Origin of the sequence: Catenuloplanes nepalensis, from assembly GCF_030811575.1 — a bacterium.
Taxonomy (GTDB): domain Bacteria; phylum Actinomycetota; class Actinomycetes; order Mycobacteriales; family Micromonosporaceae; genus Catenuloplanes; species Catenuloplanes nepalensis.
In genome coordinates, this window is the sequence record NZ_JAUSRA010000001.1 from 3,632,261 (window position 1) to 3,651,994 (window position 19,734).

Consider the following 19,734-nt stretch of genomic DNA (forward strand, 5'->3'; position numbering starts at 1 on the left):
CGCGCCGAGAAGATCAGCGTCGACCTTCCGATAGCGGTCCGTTGCCGGACACCACTTCCACGATCGACACCCACTAATGGGGCGGGTTGTCCTTCGGTCATGAGAGGAACCCATGCCCCCCACGAACCTGTCCCGGCGGACGCTTCTGCTCGGCGGCGCCGCGACCGCCTCGCTCGCGGCCCTGCCCGGCGCACCCGCCGCAGCCTCGGTGGCGAGCCCGCCGATCCCGCCGGTGGTCCGGCAGATCGTCGGCGCGGTGCCGGTCGACGACCGTTACCCGTTCATCTTCGCGATCGGCACCGACGGTCACCTCTGGTTGAACTGGCAGCAGGACTACGACTACCGGCGCTGGGGCGACGCCGGCACACCGCCCGGCGTGTCGCTCACCACCGGGCTCGGCGTCACGGCCGTGGACGCGAACCACCGCCCGTACGCGTACGCGCTCGGCACCGACGGCGACGTCTGGATGTTCTGGCGCGTCCTGGGTGGCGGATGGCAGTGGAACAGTCTGGGCGCGCCGCCGCCCGGTGTCGCCACCGACTGGGCCCGGGCCTGCGCTGTCACGATCGGAGGCAACAGCCCCTACCTCTTCGTCGGGGGCGAGGACGGTGCACTCTGGGTCAACGCCCCGGGCGGCGCGTCCTGGGCGTGGACCAGCCTCGGCGCGCCGGCCGGTGCCACGGTCCGCGGCGTCTCGGTCGTCGGTGCGGTCGAGATGTTCGGACCCACGAAGGGCACCAGCTGGGCTCAGGCCTACGTCGTGGTGGACGGCCGGCTGTGGACCGTGCCGTTCAGCACGACCGGACCGGCCTGGACGGACATCGGCGTCCCGGCCGGCGCCTACCTGAACGACGGCAACCTGGGTGCCGGTGCCCGCCTCGTTACCGAGGCCGGCGTGCGCGGGCATGCGTACGCCTTCGCGATGGACGGCAGCACCGTCTGGGTCTTCGCCGGTCACTCCTGGGAACGGGCCGACTCGATGCCGGCCGGGATCTGGCCGGCCAACGGCCTGCTGGGTGCCGTGTACCAACGGTCCGGACACCAGGTCCTCTTCGCCCGCGCCTCGGACAACACGATGTGGACGAATCAGCGGAGCGCCAGCGAGGACTGGGTCTGGACCGGTTACGGGCCGGTGCCGTTCGTCCCCGGATTCGGCCAGGAGGGCGCGGTGACGACGACGGACACCGACCTCGATGCGTTCCAGCTCGACGACGCCGGGAACCTGTGGCGCTTCCACCTGGCCGGCACCGTCGAGAGCTGGACGAACCTCAACGGGTGAGCAGCGTCAATGCCCGTTCGACGACCTGCGCGGTCGCGGCTGCGTCGTAGGACGGGAGGCTGGAGTCGGTGAACAGGTGCACGTTGCCGGGGTAGAGGAACAGCTCGCCGTCCGCGGCCTCCTTGACCAGGTCGCGGGCCGCGTCGAGGTCGCCCTCCCCGGCGAACGACGGGTCGTTGTCCATGCCGTGGACCTGCACCGGCACGGACGCCGGCCACGAGCCGAACTCGCCGGGCGGGACCGCGGCCTCCAGCAGCAGCGCGCCGCGGGCACCCGGCCGGGTCTGTGCCAGCATCTGTGCGCTCATCACGCCGAGCGAGATGCCGGCGTAGACCACGTCCTCGGGCAACGCGTCCGCGGCGGCACGGCCGCGCTCGACGACCCGGGAGAAGCCGATCTCCTGCGCGTGCGCCAGCCCTTCCTCAAGGGTGCCGAACGTACGGCCCTCGAACAGGTCGGGCGTGTGCACGGTGTGACCGGCTTGCTCGAAGCGGGCGGCCAGCGCCCGCACGCCGTCGGTCAGGCCCAGAACATGGTGGAACAGCACGATCTCAGTCATGCGGACCATCCTGCACGCTTTTCCCGACAACGCATGTCGGGATAGCGTTTCGCGTGCGCGCGTCCCGGATGATGTCACTCCTGCTGCACCTCCAGGTCCGCGGCCAGGCCACCGGCGCGGAACTGGCCCGGGTGCTGGAGGTCAGCGAGCGTACGGTGCAGCGCGACGCGGAGGCGCTGGTCGCGTCCGGCGTGCCGATCCGGTCCACGCGCGGCCCGGCCGGCGGCTACCGGCTGGACGGCGGCTACCGCACCCGGCTGACCGGGCTGGGGCTGGACGAGGCGGGTGCGCTCGCATTCCTCGGCCTGGCCGGGCCGGCCGCACAGCTCGGGCTCGGCGACCTGCTCGAAGGCGCCCGGATGAAGGTGTGGGCCGGGCTGACCGGCGAGGCCCGTCATCGTGCGATCGCGACCGCGGCCCGGTTCCACCTCGACCCGGTGCGGTTCTTCGGCCGGGCGGAGCCGGTGCCGTGCCTGTCCGCGGTGGCGGCCGCGGTCTGGTCCGACCGGCGCGCCCGGATCGTCTACACGGTCCGGTCCGGCGACACCGCGACCCGGGAGGTCGACCCGCTCGGGCTCGTGCTCGCGGCCGGCGTCTGGTATCTGGTCGCGCTCCGGGACGGCGCGCGGCGCACGTATCGGGTGTCCCGAATCCGGTCCGTGGAAGAGCTGCCCGCGTCGGTACGCCGGCCGACCGGCTTCGATCTCGCCGCGTGCTGGTCGGACGCGCGGTCAGAGCTGGAACGGGAGCGGACGGCGGTCGAGGTCACGCTGCGGATCGACGCGCACGCGCTCCCCCGCCTCCGCGAGACGCTCCCGGTCCACGGCCACGACCGGCTGCCCACGGTTCTCCCGGAATCGGACCCGCTCGAGGTGACGGTCCCGTTCGAGAGCACGGAGTGGGCGTTCACCGCGCTGCTCGGCCTCGGCGCCACCGTCGAGGTGCTCGGCCCGCCGAGCCTGCGGGACCGGATCGCCGCCGAACTCCACGCGGCGGCGGCCCGTTACCGCACATGATCAAGTGGGCCGGGTCCGCGCCGTCCCGCTGACGCGGGGTCTGCTCGGCCGCCCACTCTCCGGCAGGGAGGAGCGCCGGCGACGACCGGTGCCCGCCCCGAGCATGCGGGCCGCACCCCGCCGGAAGCGGGAACATGGTGTCGATCCGGCGATTGATCTCGCTTTCGACCGGCCGTCAGAACGTCCAGACCGCGCGCGTGCCCCCCACCGTCAGCGTCGACGCGCCGATCTGCTCCACGTGCCGCGCCGCCGGCCGGTTGAGCACGAACTCCACGCCGCGCAGGCCCGCGTCCGCCCGGGGCACCGCGTCGAAGCGCAGCGTGGTGCCGCCGCGGTTGACGACCGCGCCGCCGGGCAGCTCGCGCACCACGAAACCGCCGGCCCGCAGCAGCGGCAGCGTCGAGGCGAGATCACCGGCCGTGACGCCGAGGTGGACCTCGGTGATGTCCCGGGCCAGCCGGGTGCGGTAGTCGTCGGAGAGGTAGCGCTCGCGGCCCACGTCGCCCGGGAACGACGCCGGCTCCACGTTCGCGCGCGGGTCCGCGAGGTACTCCGGCCGGTACTCCATGCCCCAGGCGCCGAACGCGTCGTACGTCGTCGTGGTGAAGATCGCGTCGAACCACGGCACCGGCACGCCGTCGCCGAAGTCGCGGGTCTGCGTGAACTCGATCGGCGCGGTCAGCCGGCCCGCCACCGTGGCCAGGTCGCCGTCGCGCTCGGTGGAGACGCCGAGCCCGGCCGCGCCGAGCTGCCCGTCCTGGCCCGGCAGGTCGCCCTCGCCGAACAACTCGAGGTAGGTCTCCCGGCCGAGAAGGTAGCGGCCGGTCCAGGTCTGCCCCCCGGCACCGGTCGCGGTGCGGATCTGGAAGTTGGCGAACTCCCGAATGTAGGCCGAGTCCTCGATCGCGTCGGCCGTGGCCGCGTCGATCGTGCCCCAGGCGTGGTTGTAGAACAGCAGCTGGCGGCCGGTGGTGCCGGCGGCTGCCGTGGTCGCGGTGACGACCAGCGCCACCGCGACCACCATGAGCTTGCGCAACGTCCCCCGTAGCGTGGTCATGCCCCGATCCTAGGCCGATTCATTGATCGACATCAGAGGACCGAGCGGTACACCTCCATCGTCGCCTCCGCGATCGCCGGCCAGGAGAAGTGGTCGACCGCGCGCTGCCGGCCCGCCACGCCCATCCGCCGCGCCCGGTCCGGGTCGGCGATCAGCGAGTCGATCGCGGTGGCCAGGTCGCCGACGAACCGGTCCGGGTCGACCGGCGTGCCGCTGCCGTCGGTGACCTGCTCGATCGGCACCAGCACGCCGGTCACGCCGTCCTCGACGACCTCCGGGATGCCGCCGGTCGCGGTGGCGACCACCGCGGTCTCGCAGGCCATCGCCTCCAGGTTGACGATGCCCATCGGCTCGTAGATCGACGGGCAGACGAAGACCGTGGTGTGCGTGAGGACCTGGATGACCTCCGGCTTGGTGACCATCTCCGGGATCCAGACGACGTTGTCCCGGGTGGCGCGCAGCTCGTCGACGAGCGCGGACACCTCGGCCGCGATCTCCGGCGTGTCCGGCGCGCCGGCCAGGAAGACCAGCTGCGCGGCCGGATCCACCTGCCGGGCCGCGCGCAGCAGGTAGGGCAGGCCCTTCTGCCGGGTGATCCGGCCGACGAACGTGAGCGTCGGGACGCCGGTGGCGATGCCGAACCGCTCCAGCACGCCGGTCGCGGGGTCCGGCGCGTACTGCGCGGTGTCGATGCCGTTGTGCACCACCCGTACCCGCGCGGGGTCGATCGCCGGATAGGCGGACAGCACGTCGCGCCGCATGCCGTCGGAGACCGCGATGATCGCGTCGGCCGCCTCCAGCGCGGTGCGCTCCGCCCAGGAGGACAGCGCGTAACCGCCGCCGAGCTGCTCGGCCTTCCACGGGCGCAACGGCTCCAGGCTGTGCGTGGTCGCCACGTGCGGCACGCCGTGCAGGAGTTTGGCCAGGTGACCGGCCATATTCGCGTACCATGTGTGGCTGTGCACGAGATCTGTGCCGGCGACGCCGGCCGCGATCGCGAGGTCGACGCCCAGCACCTGGAGTGCCGAATTCGCGTCCTTCAGTTCGGAGATATCGGCATAAGCGGTTGCGGTGTCCCGGGGAGCGCCGAAGCAGTGCACCTGGACCGGCGTCAGCGCGCGCAGCGCCTCCGCGAGGTATTCCACGTGCACGCCGGCGCCGCCGTAGACGGCAGGCGGGAACTCCCGCGTGAGAAGGTCGATTCTAAACCTGTCTGTGCCCACCATCGCACCCTAATCAAAGATTCAGTTCTCGGCTGGCGGAGCGGCCCTGGCCTGGATAACGTCCTTTCATGACGCCCAAAGTTCTCGCCATCGTCCTGGCCGGAGGTGAGGGCAAGCGGCTCATGCCGCTCACCGCCGACCGTGCCAAACCCGGCGTCCCCTTCGGGGGCATCTACCGGCTGATCGACTTCGTCCTGTCGAACCTCGCCAACGCCGGTTTCCTCAAGATCGTCGTGCTGACCCAGTACAAGTCGCACTCGCTGGACCGGCACATCACCCAGACCTGGCGGATGTCCAACCTGCTGGGCAACTACGTCACGCCGGTGCCGGCGCAGCAGCGGCTGGGCCCCCGCTGGTTCGCCGGATCGGCCGACGCGATCTACCAGAGCCTGAACCTGATCAACGACGAGAACCCCGACTACGTCATCGTCTTCGGTGCGGACCACATCTACCGGATGGATCCGCAGCAGATGATGCAGGACCACATCGACTCCGGCGCGGACGTGACCGTGGCCGGCATCCGCCAGCCGCTGTCGATGGCGGACCAGTTCGGTGTGATCGAGGTCGACGAGAGCGGCCGGCGCATCTCCGCGTTCCGGGAGAAGCCCACGGACGCGATCGGCCTGCCGGACGCCCCCGACGAGATCTACGCGTCGATGGGCAACTACGTGTTCACCACGAAGGCGCTCTGCGAGGCCGTGACCGCGGACGGGATGGACCTGTCCAGCAAGCACGACATGGGCGGCAACATCATCCCGAGTTTCGTCGCGCGCGGCACCGCGAACGTCTACGACTTCCGCGACAACGTGATCCCCGGATCGACCGAGCGCGACCGTGCGTACTGGCGGGACGTGGGCACGCTCGACTCGTACTACGAGGCCAACATGGACCTCATCGCGATCCACCCGATCTTCAACCTGTACAACATGAAGTGGCCGATCCTGACCGACCACGCGCCCTACCCGCCGGCGAAGTTCGTGCACGGCTGGGAGGAACGCATCGGCCGTGCCGTCGGCTCGATGATCTCCCCCGGCGTCGTCGTCTCCGGCTCGATGGTCGAGAACTCGATCCTCTCCCCCGGCGTCCGCGTCCACTCCTGGGCCAACGTCAGCGGTTCGGTCCTGCTCGACGGCGTCGACGTCGGCCGGCACGCCGTGGTCCGCAACGCCATCATCGACAAGAACGTCCGCATCCCCGAGGGCGCCGAGATCGGCGTCGACATCGAACGCGACCGGCAGCGCTTCACGGTCTCCGACAACGGCATCGTGGTGATCGGCAAAAACCAGAGAATCGAGCGATAAACCACCATTCAGCGGTACGCGCCGGGCGCGTCCACCGCCCCGGGGCGCTTCGCGGTCCGGGCGCTGGACGGCCCGGCGTTCCCGTCCCAGCCCACATCCCTCCCGCACACCGCCGCCGGGCTGAACCGCCGGTCCCGCCAGCAAGCCCTCCCACCAGCGCCGAATCGAGTTCACCAGCATCGAGATCTACCGCATCGAGGGCCACCTGATCGCCGAGGAATGGGTAGCCCCCGACATCCCCACCCTGATGCGCCAGATCACCTGACACCGCCAACCCGAAACTGCGCGTCCACACAACACCCCCACGGCCACAGCCGCAACGAGCGCGACCGCAGCGACAGCCAGATCGACAGATGACTGGCCGTCACGCCGGCGGCATCGGCGTCATCGAGCCCGCGCTGGTCGCGGACCTATCCGAAGTGGCAGGCAGCCGCCAGAGCACGAAATTTCGGTATATTTTTACCAGGTGGCCGCGCTCCCGGACGTGGTCATCATGGACAGGGGCATCGGCCTTTCCCTGCCTGACCACTGGGACCGTGGCACGCCGACAGGCAAGGAAGCCAGTCAGGCCTACCGGGTACTCCACGCCCGAAATTTCGCCTTAAGTCGGGCACGCCAGTGCAAGTACCGACCCCCGCAACGCCTGAGTGATCAATCAGTGGAGCAAAAGATAGGTCAACTAGCGAAGTTGACCTATCTTTTGCTCCACTGATTGATCACTCAGGGCTGATCGGGCGTGGTGGCGCCTGCGGGCTGCGGGTGGGGGTCGGCATGGGGCACCCTGGTCGCGTGACACGATCGGAGACGCACCGACGGCTACCACCTGCTCCGTTCCGGCGCCGGGATGCCGTCGCTGCCGGCCTCGTCACGCCGGCACAGCTCAGCGGTCCCGCTTGGCAACGGCTCTACCAGGGCGTCTACGTGGATGCCGCCGTCTACCGGTCCGACGATCACCACATGTGGTGCGAAGCCGCGCTGCTGGCCGCGCCGCCCGCCTCCGCGATCGGCGCGCTGAGCGCAGCCTATCTATGGGGTGTCGATCTACTGCGATCCGGCAGCCCGGTCACTGTCGTCGTGCCGGCCAACCGTCGTCCACGCGAGCAGCCGAGGCTGTCGGTCGTGCGGGCGGAGCTGCCCCCGGGTCAGGTGGAGGTGCTCGGCGGAGTGCGGCTGACCACGCCCGATCGGACCGCTTTCGACCTGGGCCGGGGTCCGGATCGGGTCGCGGCGGTCGTCGCCGTCGATGCGATGCTGCATCGGCGGCTGGTCACCGTCGAGGGGGTGGCCGCCCTGGCGAGCCGCCACCCCGGCTGGCCCGGCGTCTCAAGGATGCGTGAGGTGCTGGCGATCGCGGAGCCGGGTTCGGCGTCACCGATGGAGACCCGGCTGCGGCTGATCATCGTGGACGGCGGGCTGCCGCGGCCGGTGGCGCAGCACGAGGTCCGGACGCCCGAGGGACGGTTCATCGGGCGTGTCGACCTCGCCTACCCGGAGCTGCGGATCGTGCTGGAGTACGAGGGTGATCACCACCGCGACCCGGCGACGTATCGGAATGACATCGCGCGGTTCAACCGCTTCCAGGCCGCCGGGTGGACGGCGCTGCGGTTCACGGCCGACGACGTCTTCAAACGACCACAGAAGATCGTCGCGGACGTACGGAGGGCCATGGTCAAGGCCACGGCCCTCCACGCCGGAACGCGAACGTCCTGACCGGGCCGGCGTACCCTATCCGCCGGCCCAGCGTTGGATCTCAGGACGCGGCCGTCAGGATCGCGGCGGTGAGCTTCGGGTCGCCGGCGGCGAGGCCGGCGCCGTCCTGCATGGTGCGGCCGCAGCCGGACAACTCGACGTAGGTGGCGGGACCGGACGTCACCGGCTGTAGCAGCGCGAACGAGTCGGACGCCTCGGCGCACGGCGCGGCCTTCGCGGCGGGCGGGAACACGGCCCGCAACGCCGACCACGCCTCCGCGGTCAGTACGGTGCCGGACCGCAGCGTGCCCGCCGGCTTGCCGCCGCCCAGCTGGGACTCCGGCACGTGGTAGAGGCACAGGCGCAGCTGCGCGGCCTCGGCCGGCGGCGCGGTGGCCGGCGCCGCCTCTGTGCCGAAGCCGGCCGACACCGCGATCATGTCCGCGTGCGTGTCCGCACACCCGGTCCGCGCGGACAGCGCCGACGTCGCCTCGCCGATCGGCGTCTGCGACACGGACGAGCCGCGCAACGCGGACAGCGCGGCCAGCACCTCACGTCGTGGTTTGCGGCAGTCGTCGTGCGGGACGCCGGGCCGCACCCAGCCGCCGTTCGCGTCGTGCAGCACGAACCACGGCAGCACGACCGCGTCGGCCGTGCACGCGGGCGCCGTGCCCGGCAGGTCCGGCAGCAGCAGCGCCGCCGCGAGCGCCGCCACCGCGGCCGGATCCTCCGTGCGCTTCTCCGCCATCACGATGTCCTGACCGCCGTCCGGCCGCGCCGCGAACTCCGCACCACACGTGGTGACCGCGACCGCCACGAAGTCCGCCGGCAGCCGCGCGCCGTCGCCCTGGTCCGAGCCGATCGGCGGGACCATGCGCGCCCCCTCGTCCGGCGGCGTCGCCTTCGGCACCGGCGCTCCCGCCGCCGCACACGACTCCCAGCCCGCCGCGACCGAGGCCACCGGCCCCGCTTCCGCGTCGCCACCGGGTCGTTCCCCCTGCGCCGCACACGCTCCGACCGACATCGCCGCCCCTACCACCACGGCCGCAATCCGCTGTCGCACAACGCCTCCCATCGCCGTTCACCCGCACGCTTCGACGGCCCGCCGCGGCCCGCGGTTCCCCGGCCCCCAACGCACACGCCCGCCGGCCGCCGACTGGAACCGCCGAGCCACCGCCACAACCGGCGGCGCGGGGGCAGCCAGCGGCACCGGACAACCAGCGCCCCCGGGCAACCGGCAGCTCCGGACAACCAGCGGCACCGGACAACCAGCGGGCACCGGACAACCAGCGGGCACCGGACAACCAGCGGGCACCGGACAACCAGCGGGCACCGCACGACCAGCGGGCACCGGACAACCAGCGGGCACCGCACGACCAGCGGGCACCGGCAGCCCCGGACAACCGGCGCCGGACGATCGGGGTTGGAGTAGCCGTGCGTCCGACGCCGGGTGGTGAGGGGTGGTGCCTATCGCAGGTGGCGGATGGTCAGGTGGGGGTCGGAGGCGATTTCGCGCTCGGTGAAGCGGTCGGTGACCCACTGCTTGTCGTTGTAGACGTGGGTCTGGTCGGTGTGGTGCGGGCTGGTGGGGTTGGCGGACTGGCCGTAGGTGAGGAGGGTGCGGGTGCGCGGGCCGGAGCGGGTGAGTTCGGTGGCCATGATGAAGCTGGAGCCGTGCTGGACGCCGGCGGCCGGCCGGGTGACGTCGGCGGTGATGACGTTGAAGCAGCCCTCGCGGCCGTCGCAGCCGTGAACGCCGATGCCCTCGTAGCGCTGGACGTCGGCGAGCGGGACGTCGGCCGGGAGACCGGCCGCGGTGAAGGCCTGGACGGCGTCGGCGAGCGCGGTGGTCACGCCCGGACGGGTCGCGTCGAAGTCACGCGGGGTGCGGACCGGGTCGGCCGGGTCGAACGGGACGGTCCACGGGCTGGTGCGCAGGCGCAGGATGAAGGCGCGCCAGAGTGCGGCGCCGCGGGCCTCGAGGTCGCCGCGGGTGTTCCAGCCGGCGAGTGCGGCGCAGGCGGCGGTCAGGTCGACGGTGCGGCCGTCCGTGGCGGTGGCGGACGGGGCGGGCGCGCCGGACCTGCACCAGGACAGCACCGACGGCAGGCCGCGCTCGGCGGTGAAGTTGCGGTTGTTCAGCTGCATGTCCTGCAGCTCGGCCAGCGTGAAGCCGGAGTCCGCGACGCCCTCGGAGATCATGTCGAGGCCCAGCCGCGTACGGTACGACCGCGGGGTCCCGGTGTCGCCGACGATGGCCGGGTAGTCGACGAGCGGCGCGGCCGGGTTGGCCAGCCACGGGCTGTCGTTCATGTTGCTGACGAAGTCGCGGCGGAACAGCGTGGGCAGGTTGCCGGCGCCGAACAGGCCGGGCACGGGCGCGTCCGCGTCGGTGCCCCAGGCGCAGTCGCCGCGCGAGCCGTCGAGCAGCGGGATGCCGTCGAGGTCGCCGAGCCCGCAGCGCTCCTCCTGCTCGTTCGTCACGTGCGGGACGGACTGCAGGTCGCCGTAGAACGCGGTGCCGGTCACGTCGGCCGCGGTCGTGTTCACCCAGGGTGAGGCGAGCAGCCGGGCCTGGACGTCGCGGAGCTGCCGCACGTCACGGGCCTTGGCCATGCCGAGCCACTGGTCGACCGTGCGCAGATTGGTCGCGTTCGCGCTGCGCAGCTGGAAGGCCTGGGTGGCGTCCCAGGGCAGCACGCCCGGAATAGACACGATCGGGCCGTCGGGCGTGCTCCACACCGACTGGGTGACGGAGGTGAGCGTGCCGTCGTCCTGTCGCACGGTCACCGTGACCGGGTCGTTGCGCAGCGCGTGGGTCTGGCCGTCCACGACGTAAGCCGTGGGGTTGCCGGGGGTGAGGGCGAGCCGGTGCAGCGTGAGGGTCACCGCGGTGGAGACGGTGTGCGACCAGGCGACCCGGTCGGTGTGGCCGATCGCCACGCCGGGGAGGCCGGGCAGCGAGACGCCGGAGACGTTCAGCTCGCCGGGGATGGTCAGGTGGATCTGGTGGAAGCGGCGGTCGCCCTGCCACGGGAAGTGCGGGTTGGCCAGCAGCATGCCGGTGCGGCCGGTGGTGGCGTCCGCACCGAGGCCGACCGCGTTGCTGCCGATGCCGCCCCCGAACAGGTCGGGCAGCCCGGTCGGGGCGGTGCGGGACGCGACGGCCGGGGTGCCGGGCGGCTGCGCGGCCGCGACCAGGTCGGTGACCCCTTCGGCACCGCCCATGTCCGAGATCTGCAGCACGCGACGCCACACGTCCAGCTCGGTGATCGGCCGGACCCAGTCGGCGCCCTTGCAGATCGACTCGGGCAGGTTGTCCACGCCGACCGAGGACAGGTATCGGTTGTAACCCTCGGCGTAGCCACGTGCCAGGTCGCGCGCGTCACGGGACGGAGCGCCGGGGCCGGCGAGCGCGCGCTCGACGACGCGGTTCTGGTTGAGCCAGCGGTGGTAGAGGTCGGCCTCGAGGTTTCCGCCGGCCGGCCCGAACCACCGGGACTTCTCGCCGTCGAGCGCGACGATCTGCGGCGCGAGCAGGCACAGGTTGTCCTCCGCGAAGGCGAAGCCCGCGCCGACGCCGGCCGCGCGGTAATTCGGCGCGAGCACGTGCGGGACGCCGAACTCGGTGCGCCGCAGTGTCGCGCCGCCCGGTGCCGCGGAGGCCGGAACCGCGGTCATCACCAGCGCCGCCGTGGTGACGACCGCCGCCACCGACCGTATTACCTGTCTCATGTGCCCGAACATCGGAACCCCACCCCCTGGCCGACCATCGGCCGCGATCCATCATGCCAGCGGGGGCTGAACGTCTCATCGATATCCACAGGCCCGAAAGTTATCCACAAGCGAGCGAACGCGCGGCGCCGCGAGGAGTAACTTCGCTGACAGTTGTCGATGGATGGTATAGACGTAGGCCGGGCCCGCGTGCCGTGCGGGAACACGCGGGCCCGGCGGGATCACCCGACCGGGGCGGTCGTCGGGTGAAGCCAGCAGGCGACCGTGCGGTTCCCCGCACCGTCGGCGGCGGGCGGCGGCCCGAGCGGTGGCACATGCGTGCCGCACGGTTCGAACGCCTTGGGACAGCGCGGGTGGAAGGAGCAGCCACGCGGCATGGCACGCAGGTCCGGCGGCGATCCCGGGATGCCGCTGAGTTCACGCTTCGCACCACGAAGAGCAGGAAAGGAGTTCAAGAGCCCATGGCTGTACGGATGCAGCGAGTCGCGATAGAGCGCGGCCGCCGGCGCCTCCTCCACGATCCGCCCGCCGTACATGATGGCGATCCGGTCGGAGAACTCCACCAGCAGCGACAGGTCGTGCGTGATGAACAGGACCGAGAAGCCGAGCCGTTCGCGCAGCTGGACGATCTGCCGGAGGATCTGCCGCTGCATCACCACGTCCAGCGCGGTGGTCGGCTCATCCATGATCACGACCTGCGGTTCCAGCGCCAGCGCCATCGCGATCATGACGCGTTGACGCATGCCGCCCGAGAGCTGGTGCGGGTAGGCCTCGAGCCGGTCCGCCGCGATCCCGACCAGGCCGAGCAGTTCACGGGCGCGGGCGACCTGCGCGGGCCGGGACATGCCGGGCGTGTGCGCGCGGATCACGTCGGTGAGCTGCGCCGAGATCTTGTGGACCGGGTTGAGCGAGTTCATCGCGCCCTGGAACACGATGGACGTCTCCGCCCAGCGGAACGCGCGCAGCTGCCTCGGGGTGAGCGCGAGCACGTCGAACGGCTCGCCGTCGCGCGGATGGTAGACGACCTGGCCGCCCGCGATCACGCCGGGTGGTGGCAGCAGCCGGGTCGCGCCGTAGGCGAGTGTGGACTTGCCGCTGCCGCTCTCCCCCGCCAGCCCGAGCACCTCGCCGCGGTGCAGCGTCAGGTGCACCTCGCGCACCGCGTGCACGGCGTCGTCGCCGAGACCGTAGTCCACGTTGAGGTTCCGGATCTCCAGCACCGGCTCCCGCCGGCGCGGTTGATCACGCCCGGCCGCCGGCACCACGCTGACGCTGTTCACCGACTCGATCATGCCGACTCCCTGTTTCCGAGCGACTTCCCAGTGGCCGTTCCCGCGGACGCGGCCGGCCCGGCCGTTCCCGAGGATCCCGCGGCTCCCGCCGGTGCGGCGGATTCCCCCGAATCGGCTGATCCCGCCGCCTCAGCCGGTCCCACGGAATCGGCAGCGGACACCGAATCCACAGTCGCGCCGACACCGGCCCGCACCGAAGAACCATCAGACGCCACAGAACCGGCAGACGCCACAGAACCGGCAGACGCCACAGAACCGGCAGACGCCACAGAACCGGCAGACGCCACAGAACCAGCAGGCCCCGCACTGGCAGGCGTTGCAGAACCAGCAGGCCCCGCACTAGCAGGCGTTGCAGAACCGGCCGACGCAGCAGAACCGGCGGAGGCAGCAGAACCGGCGGAGGCAGCAGAACCGGCGGAGGCAGCAGAACCGGCGGAGGCCGCGGGGAAATGGCGTTTCAGCGGTACGGCCGGGGCGTGCGGTGACACCGGTGTCTCGCCGAGCGGTGTGGTGCGCAGGACCGGGGTGAAGCCGACGCGCATGCGTACCGTGGCGCCGGAGGCTGTTTTGATCTTGGTTTTGCCGGCCGAGCGGAGGCGTGGGCTGACGAACTCGTCGATGCCGAAGTTGACCAGCGAGAGCGCGGTGCCCAGGATCGCGATGGCGAGGCCGGCCGGGACGAACCACCACCAGGCGCCGGAGGCGAGCGCTTGCTGACCCTGCGCCCAGAACAGGATGGTGCCCCAGTTCCACTCGGAGACCGTGGTGATGCCGATGAACGCGAGCGTGATCTCGGACATGACCGCGAAGATGACCGTGCCGACGAAGCCGGACGCGATGATCGCGGTGAGGTTCGGCAGGATCTCGAAGAAGATGACCCGCCAGGTCGACTCGCCGGTGGCGCGCGCGGCCTCCACGTAGTCGCGGCGGCGCAGCGAGAGCGTCTGGGCGCGCAGGACACGGGCGTTCCAGGCCCACGAGGTCAGTCCGATGACCAGCGCGATCATCAGGTCGGTGCTGCGCTCCAGCAGCGACGTGATGATGATGATCAGGGGCAGCGCCGGGATGACCAGGAAGACGTTGGACAGCGCGGAGAGCGAGTCGTCCGCGGTGCCACCGAGGTAGCCCGCGGTCACGCCGACCACGACGGACAGCACGGTGGCGAGCGCGCCGGCCAGGAAGCCGACGAAGACGACGCCGCGCGTGCCGACCAGGATCTGGCTGAACACGTCCTGCCCGAGGTGGGTGGTGCCGAACCAGTGCGCGCCGGACGGCGGTTGCAGCAGGTCGGAGGAGCGCGCGGACGCGTCGTAGGGCGCGATCCACGGCCCGACGATCGCCAGCAGCACGAAGAAGCCGACGATGGCGACGCCGGTGGCGGCCTTGCCGTTCGCGATGAACCGGAATCGCTGGCGCCTGACCGGCAGCGCGGCCGGCGTGACCTCCACGGCAGACGGGGTGCTCATGCGTCAGCCCTCCCTTCGGGTACGCGGGTCGAGCGCGAGGTAGGCCAGGTCGGCCAGCAGGTTCGCGGCGAGGACGGACAGTGTGATCACCAGGAACACGCCCTGCATCAGTGGATAGTCCTTCGCGCCGACCGCCTGGAAGAGCTGGAAACCCAGGCCGGGGTACGAGAAGACGATCTCGACGAGCAGCGTGCCGCCGACGATGAAGCCGAGCGAGAGCGCGAAGCCGGAGACGTTCGGCAGCAGCGCGTTGCGGGCCGCGTAGGCGAGCGCGACCCGGCGTTCCGGCAGGCCCTTCGCGTGCGCCACGGTGATGTAGTCCTCGGCCGCGACCGTGACCATCATGTTCCGCATCGACAGGATCCAGCCGGAGACCGACGAGATCAGGATGGTGAACGCGGGCAGGATGCTGTGCTGCAGCGCGCTGCCGATGAACCACTGGTCCCACGCGGGTATGAGCCCGGGCTCATACCCGCCGGACGACGGGAAGAAGCTGCCCGGCCCGGCGAGCAACGTGATCGCGATCAGGCCGAGCCAGAAGTACGGGATGGAGGAGAGGAACGTGGTGGCGGGCAGCAGTCCGTCGACCCAGGAGCCGCGCCGCCAGCCGGCCAGCACACCGAGCAGCGTGCCGATCGCGAAGCTGATGATCGTGGTGATACCGACCAGGATCACGGTCCAGCCGATGCTCTCGCCGATCACCTGGGAGACCGGCGCGGGGAAGAACGTGAACGACAGGCCGAGGTCGCCGCGGAACAGCTGCCCCCAGTAGTCGACGTACTGTCCCCAGAGCGATTTCTGCTCGTCCAGGCCGAACAGGATGTAGAGCGACTGGATCGAGTCCGCGTTCAGCTGCCCCTGGTAACGGGAGATCATCGAGCGGACCGGGTCGCCCGGGATCATCCGCGGGATGAAGAAGTTGAGCGTGATCGCGGCCCACGCGGTGAAGAGGTAGAACGCGATGCGCTGCAGGATGTGCTTCATGCCGTCACCGCCGGACGAGACGGGGCGGGGCGGGGCGCCGCGACCGTGGCCGGGTCGTACAGCCAGCACGCCGCCCAGTGCCCGTCCGCGTCGCCCACGGGCAGCCGGGGCGGCAGCTCGGTCGTGCACCGGGCCATCGCGGCCGGGCAGCGCGGGTGGAAGCGGCAGCCGGACGGCGGCGCGATCAGGCTCGGCGGCTCGCCGCCGGCCCGATCCTCCGGAGTGTGCGCGACGGCCTCGTGCGCGGAGCCCTGGATCGTGTCCGGGTCCGGCGCCGACGCGATCAGCAGCCGGGTGTACGGATGAGCCGGCCGCTGCGTGACGGTCTCGCTGTCGCCGCCCTCGACCATCCGGCCCGCGTACATGACCAGCGTCTCGTCCGCGAAGTAGCGGGCCGACGCGATGTCGTGCGTGATGTAGAGGATCGCCAGGTGCAGGCGTTCCTTGAGGTCCCGCAGCAGGTTCAGCACGCCGAGCCGGATCGACACGTCCAGCATCGACACCGGCTCGTCCGCGAGCAGCACCTCCGGGTTCGCGCCGAGCGCGCGGGCGATCGCGACACGCTGCCGCTGCCCGCCGGAGAGTTCGTGCGGGAACTTGTCCAGGTAGCGTTCCGGCGGCGTGAGGTGGACCCGGTTCAGCAGCGCGTGCAGCGCGTCCTCCAGTTCCGCCGTGGTGCGCCCGCCGTTGCCGTGGATGCGCAGCGACCGGGTCAGGTGGTACCGGATCGTGTGCACCGGGTTCAGCGACGCGAACGGGTCCTGGAAGATCATCTGGACCTTCCGGGCGTAGGCGCGGAACGCCCGCCCGCCGCGCACGGTGGTGACCGCGCCGTGCAGCACGATGTCGCCGGACGTGCGCGGGTAGAGCTGGGACAGCAGCCGGGCCACGGTCGATTTGCCGGACCCGGACTCGCCGACGAGCGCGGTCACCCGGCCGCGGCGCAGCGTGAGTGTCACGTCGTCCACCGCGTGCACCACGCGTGCCCTGCGGGCGAGCAGGTCGGCGAGGCCGCGTCGGACCGGGAAGTGTTTGGTCAGTCCTTGGGCCGACAGCACCGCTGCCGCCGCATTGTCGTCACTCGGCGCCATGCCGGGCTCCTCGAGAAACATGTGGTGCGGTCCTCCCCGGGTGGCGGTGGCACACCCGGGGAGGACCTGCGGGATGGGGCTGGCCGTCAGGCCCGCTTCAGGGGCGGTGGCCGGGAATCAGGAGTTGGCGGGCTTGAGGTGCAGGATGACGTCGACCGCGTTGGGCTGCGTGGGCTGGGCCGGGGCGTAGGGGTCCTCGGCGGACGGCCAGCCGATCCAGTTCTTGATGTTGTAGGCGCCGCCCGCGTTGTCCGCGCCGACCGGGATCATCGGCGCCTGCTCGACGAAGATCTTCTGGAGACTGTTCATCGCCGTGGTCCGGGCCGCGTCGTCGGTGGCGTTCGCGTACGCCTCCAGCGCCGCCGTGGCGTCCTTGTTGTCGAACCGGCCGAAGTTACCGTTCTGCGCGGCCTCACCGACCGGCTTGAGCAGCTTGCCGTCCATCACGGTCTGGTACATGTCGTACGGGGTCGCGCCGCCGTTGGTCCAGCGGAACGTGGCCTCGAACGTGCCCTCCTCCACCGACTTCTGCCAGGCGTCCTGGGTGGCCTTGTCCAGCGTGGCCTCGATGCCGATCTGGGCCAGGTTGTCCTTCACGATCTCCAGGCTGGTGATGTAGTCGGACCACGGTGCCGGGTCGGTCAGCTTGATCTTGACCGGCTTGCCCGACTTGTCCTTCAGCGTGGTGCCGTCCAGCTTGTAGCCCGCGCCGGTGAGCAGCGCCTTCGCGCCCTCCACGTCGACCTTGTGCGTCTGGCCCTTGTACTCCGGCGCGATGTAGGACTCGCCGGCCGGCGTCGGGATGCCGGTGACCGAGGTGACCTCCGGGTGGAAGTAGCCGGCCGAGGCCTGCACGAAGATGTCGTTGCGGTTGATCACCATGCCCATGGCGCGGCGCAGCACCGCGTCGTCGAACGGCGCGACCGTGGTGTTGATGTAGAGGCCGTGCACGCCGATGACCGGCGCCGGGAACATCTTGTTGTTCTTCGGGTCCTTCGAGATGAAGACCGTCTCGTAGTTCGGGATGAAGACGAAGCTCCACTCCGACTCGCCGTTGGCCAGCGCGGTGGTCTGCGCGTTGTTGTCGTTGTACGACGTGTAGCGCAGCTCCTTGACCTGCGGCAGCGTCTGCCAGTAGCCCTCGGTGCGCACGGACAGCGTGGTGGTCTGCGGCGTGAACGTCTTCAGCGTGTACGGCCCGGTGCCGACCGGGTTCTTGATGGTGTCCGTGGCCGGGTCCGCGATCTGCGACCACAGGTGCTTCGGCACGATCGCGATGTCCCGCAGGATCCGGGCTTCGTTGACGAACTGCGGGCGCTCGAACACGATCGAGGCCTGGTCACCGGTCGCGGTCGCGGAGACGATCGGCAGCGCGAACCGGTTGATCGCGGGCGTCTTACCGATCAGGTCGTAGGTGAACGCGATGTCCTCGGCCGAGAACGCGGTGCCGTCCGACCACTTCGCGCCCTCACGCGCGGTGACGGTCAGCGTCTTCAGGTCCGCGCTCCAGCTGTACTCCTGGGCGAGCCACGGCTTCGGCTTGTCCGACGGGCGGATCACGTTCGCCAGCGCCAGCGGCTCGTAGATCTGCCAGCGGTAACCGAGGATCGACGCGGACGACGACTCCAGGAACGGGTTGTGGTTCTCGGTCTGCGGGCCGTTCGGCATGCCGACGTTGAGCACGGTCGCGGCGTCGCCGTTCGCGCTGTTCGCGTTCGGGCTCTCGCCGCAGGCCGCGAGCGCGGTGGCGGCCAGCACGCCGGCGAGCGCCATGGCGACGCTTCTTCTGGTGGGACTCATTCGGTGCGGCTCCCTGTCTGATGAGGTGTGACGCCCGGTGCCGGGGCGTGCGGTATCGCGCCACGACGACGTACCGCCGCGGCTGATCTTTTGGTGATTTATCGGCCGGTGGTGGACTCGCGAGTGACGAAGGTGGTCGGGATGGTCACGGGGTTCGCGGGCAGCGGTTCGCCCGCGAAGTGCGCCAGCAGCAGGCGGGCGGCGGCGTCGCCCATCTCCCGCAGCGGCTGGTGCACGGTGCTCAGCGGCGGCTGTGCGTTCGCGGCGAGCGGCAGATCATCGAAACCGACGACCGCCACATCACCGGGTACGGTCCGGCCGGACTCGATGACGGCCTGCATCGCGCCGGTGGCGGACAGATCGTTGTGCGCGAACACGGCGTCGAACCCGGTGCCGGCGCTGCGCAGCACGGCCTCCCGGCCGCACCCGTAGGAGAAGTCGCCCTCGAAGATCAGTGCCGGGTCGATGGTCAGCCCGGCCTCCGCGTAGGCGTCGGCGAATCCGGCCACCCGCTCCTGCGTGCAGCCGAACTTGACCTTTCCGGTGATCACGAGCGGCCGATGGCGGCCGAGCGCGATCAGGTGCTCACCGGCCGAGCGGGCGCCGCGCCGGTTGGTGGTGCCGACGGACGGGAACCTCGGCCGGCGTGCGGCCCGGTCGTCGATGAGCACGACCGGCAGCCCGCCCTCGTAGAGCTCCGCGATGTAACCGGTCTGGCCGTCCGGCTCGACGACCAGCAGGCCGTCGAACGCGCGGGCGGAGACCTGCTGCGCGAACTGGCGCATCGAGTCCTCGCCGCGGTTGACCGTGAACAGCAGCAGGCCGTAACCCGCCGCCTCCATCGCGTCGACCGCACCCTGGAGCACCTCGCCCATCCAGGGCCAGGTCAGCGACGGCACGAGCATGCCGACGATCCTGGTCCGGCCGCGGGCCAGGCCGACCGCGCGGGCGCTGGGCACGTAACCGAGGTCGGCGATCACCCGCCGCACCCGGTCCGCGGTCTGCGCGTCGAGGTCGTCCTTGCCGTTGAGCACCCGGGAGACGGTGGTCTTGCTGACGCCCGCCGCCGCGGCCACGTCCGCGATGGTGATCGTCAATCCACTCACCTCCCAGCTGTGTCGGCACGGTTAACGACACGTTCGGAACCGGTTGCGGAAGCGGTTCCGTGGGGGGAGTCAACCGGAGTGACCTGGGCCACGTCAATAACGGCAGGGTAACGAACCACGGCTAACTTCAAGGCTT

Annotated in this window: 14 protein-coding genes and 1 pseudogene; 4 read left to right on the plus strand and 11 right to left on the minus strand. The window is 71.0% G+C overall.

Annotated features, from left to right (window positions below; genetic code table 11):
- Positions 1-112 precede the first annotated feature (112 nt).
- Positions 113-1,279, plus strand: a complete 1,167-nt coding sequence (locus J2S43_RS15580; protein ID WP_306829791.1) for a PLL family lectin — start codon at positions 113-115, stop codon at positions 1,277-1,279.
- Here the strand turns inward: J2S43_RS15580 and J2S43_RS15585 are convergent.
- Entirely contained in the window at positions 1,269-1,838 is a 570-nt protein-coding gene (locus tag J2S43_RS15585; protein ID WP_306829793.1) for a dienelactone hydrolase family protein, read from the minus strand. The two genes, J2S43_RS15580 and J2S43_RS15585, sit on opposite strands and share 11 nt — an antisense overlap.
- Positions 1,839-1,891: 53 nt before the next feature.
- Between J2S43_RS15585 and J2S43_RS15590 the strand changes: the two genes are divergently transcribed.
- Complete coding sequence (locus J2S43_RS15590) at positions 1,892-2,854, plus strand: helix-turn-helix transcriptional regulator (protein ID WP_306829795.1); 963 nt, start codon at positions 1,892-1,894, stop codon at positions 2,852-2,854.
- 175 nt (positions 2,855-3,029) lie between these two features.
- Here the strand turns inward: J2S43_RS15590 and J2S43_RS15595 are convergent, their stop codons facing one another.
- Positions 3,030-3,911 (minus strand): DUF5829 family protein, encoded by an 882-nt coding sequence (locus J2S43_RS15595; RefSeq protein ID WP_306829796.1) that lies wholly within the window; start codon positions 3,909-3,911, stop codon positions 3,030-3,032.
- Positions 3,912-3,943: 32 nt separating this feature from the next.
- The gene (gene glgA, locus J2S43_RS15600) at positions 3,944-5,134 is read right to left on the minus strand and encodes a glycogen synthase (RefSeq protein WP_306829798.1); all 1,191 of its coding nucleotides are present in this window, start codon (positions 5,132-5,134) and stop codon (positions 3,944-3,946) included.
- A gap of 68 nt (positions 5,135-5,202) precedes the next feature.
- Here glgA and glgC point away from each other — a divergent pair, with 68 nt between their 5' ends.
- Positions 5,203-6,435 carry a glucose-1-phosphate adenylyltransferase gene (gene glgC, locus J2S43_RS15605; RefSeq protein WP_306829800.1) on the plus strand — a complete coding sequence of 411 codons (1,233 nt, stop codon included), beginning with the start codon at positions 5,203-5,205 and terminating at the stop codon, positions 6,433-6,435.
- A 789-nt stretch (positions 6,436-7,224) separates the two neighbouring features.
- Positions 7,225-8,145 (plus strand): DUF559 domain-containing protein, encoded by a 921-nt coding sequence (locus J2S43_RS15610; protein ID WP_306829802.1) that lies wholly within the window; start codon positions 7,225-7,227, stop codon positions 8,143-8,145.
- Between the two features lie 40 nt (positions 8,146-8,185).
- Here the strand turns inward: J2S43_RS15610 and J2S43_RS15615 are convergent, their stop codons facing one another.
- From J2S43_RS15615 to J2S43_RS15650, 8 genes and pseudogenes are all read right to left on the minus strand, one after another.
- Positions 8,186-9,034, minus strand: coding sequence for a hypothetical protein (locus tag J2S43_RS15615; RefSeq protein ID WP_306829804.1), 849 nt, complete (start codon positions 9,032-9,034; stop codon positions 8,186-8,188).
- Between the two features lie 557 nt (positions 9,035-9,591).
- A complete protein-coding gene (locus J2S43_RS15620; RefSeq protein ID WP_306829807.1) occupies positions 9,592-11,859 on the minus strand; it encodes a penicillin acylase family protein in 2,268 nt (755 codons plus the stop codon).
- A 221-nt stretch (positions 11,860-12,080) separates the two neighbouring features.
- Positions 12,081-13,079 (minus strand): ABC transporter ATP-binding protein, encoded by a 999-nt coding sequence (locus tag J2S43_RS15625; protein WP_306839293.1) that lies wholly within the window; start codon positions 13,077-13,079, stop codon positions 12,081-12,083.
- A gap of 575 nt (positions 13,080-13,654) precedes the next feature.
- Positions 13,655-14,617 (minus strand): annotated as a pseudogene (locus J2S43_RS15630) (ABC transporter permease); the annotation flags it as partial.
- A gap of 3 nt (positions 14,618-14,620) precedes the next feature.
- Positions 14,621-15,601 (minus strand): ABC transporter permease, encoded by a 981-nt coding sequence (locus tag J2S43_RS15635; RefSeq protein ID WP_306829808.1) that lies wholly within the window; start codon positions 15,599-15,601, stop codon positions 14,621-14,623.
- On the minus strand, positions 15,598-16,692 hold the full coding sequence (locus J2S43_RS15640) for an ABC transporter ATP-binding protein (protein ID WP_370881759.1): 1,095 nt from the start codon (positions 16,690-16,692) through the stop codon (positions 15,598-15,600). Before J2S43_RS15640 ends, J2S43_RS15635 begins: the two co-directional genes overlap by 4 nt.
- A 117-nt stretch (positions 16,693-16,809) precedes the next feature.
- The gene (locus tag J2S43_RS15645; protein WP_306829812.1) at positions 16,810-18,492 is read right to left on the minus strand and encodes an ABC transporter substrate-binding protein; all 1,683 of its coding nucleotides are present in this window, start codon (positions 18,490-18,492) and stop codon (positions 16,810-16,812) included.
- Positions 18,493-18,590: 98 nt separating this feature from the next.
- Entirely contained in the window at positions 18,591-19,589 is a 999-nt protein-coding gene (locus J2S43_RS15650) for a LacI family DNA-binding transcriptional regulator (protein WP_306829813.1), read from the minus strand.
- Positions 19,590-19,734: the final 145 nt, after the last annotated feature.